This window comes from Oleiphilus sp. HI0132 (genome assembly GCF_001635845.1).
The window spans coordinates 1-987 of the sequence record NZ_LWGJ01000201.1; the positions used below are offsets into that span (position 1 = coordinate 1).

Genomic DNA, 987 nt, shown 5'->3' on the forward strand with positions numbered 1-987 from the left:
GGACAGTGAAAAACTAGGAGAACATTTACTTAAAGTCATCGAACAACTTCCAGTCAAGCAGCAGCAATGCTTCTTACTCAGGACGTGGGAAGGTTTATCGGTTCGGGAGACTGCAGAAGTAATGAAGATCAACGAAAATAGTGTGAAGAGCCATTACTTTCGCGCTATGGAAAAGCTGCGCTCATCAAAAGCGCAATTGCAGTAAACCAGAGTTCAGGTCAAGAGAATGAACGATAAAGAAATTCAACAACGAGCTAAGCAAGCGCTGGACGAAAGTACCCGGAATCTTTCCCCTAAAGTACAGCGCAGCCTATATCAAGCAAGACAAGACGCTATGGCACAAAATTCAAAGCCATGGTTTAGGCACCCCTTAGTAGGATTCACAGTGGCAGCAAGCTTTTCGGCTGTTCTGTTGATAAACTATTTGCCACAGAAGCAAGGAGAAAATATTCCAAACCTTGTTCAAGCAAATATTGACGACTTTGTTCTACTATCGAACTTCGACGAAACAGACTTGGATATTGCAGAAGATTTAGAGTTCTCCTATTGGTTATCGGAACAACTAGAAAATGAAACAATACCTGAAACCTTATCTGTTAGTGAGCTGCGTAATGGCTAATGCATTCACTACTTTTCAAGTTCGAGCTAACGAAGCGCCTATTCAAGATATGAGCTTCTTTCTGTTTCTGGCCGAGACAATCGTCAATGGCAAAGAACTTGTAACGCCTATCGACTTACAGCAGATTAGCGATAACGAGCTGTCCAACTCCAAGGATCACGACTTGGTGCCCAGTGAACCTGAAAATAGCGAACAGGAGGCAAACCATGAATAAGCTTCCCAAGCACTTAATCACATTATTACTGGCCAGCTTTGTTTCGCTTTCTTTTGCAGAGGAATGGTCATCTTTGCCAAACGAAACCCAAATATTACTCAGCCCTTTTCAATCACAATGGGATAGCTTAGACAAAACCAAGCAAGAAGCCTTG

Annotated in this window: 3 protein-coding genes; all 3 read left to right on the top strand. The window is 42.6% G+C overall.

The genetic code is table 11. The annotated features are described in order from the left end of the window. The coding region (locus A3766_RS02465) for a sigma-70 family RNA polymerase sigma factor (RefSeq protein ID WP_156508630.1) at positions 1-205 on the top strand (205 nt) is incomplete at its 5' end. 21 nt (positions 206-226) lie between these two features. After that, positions 227-619: a DUF3619 family protein gene (locus A3766_RS02470; RefSeq protein WP_068512395.1), complete on the top strand. Its 393-nt coding sequence runs from the start codon at positions 227-229 to the stop codon at positions 617-619. Continuing rightward, positions 612-833 carry a hypothetical protein gene (locus A3766_RS02475; protein WP_068512398.1) on the top strand — a complete coding sequence of 74 codons (222 nt, stop codon included), beginning with the start codon at positions 612-614 and terminating at the stop codon, positions 831-833. Before A3766_RS02470 ends, A3766_RS02475 begins: the two co-directional genes overlap by 8 nt. The last annotated feature ends 154 nt before the right edge of the window (positions 834-987 follow it).

Coding starts and splice junctions, on each gene's coding strand:
- A3766_RS02470 (WP_068512395.1), top strand. CDS start 227: ATGAACGATAAAGAAATTCAACAACGAGCTAAGCAAGCGCTGGACGAA.
- A3766_RS02475 (WP_068512398.1), top strand. CDS start 612: ATGGCTAATGCATTCACTACTTTTCAAGTTCGAGCTAACGAAGCGCCT.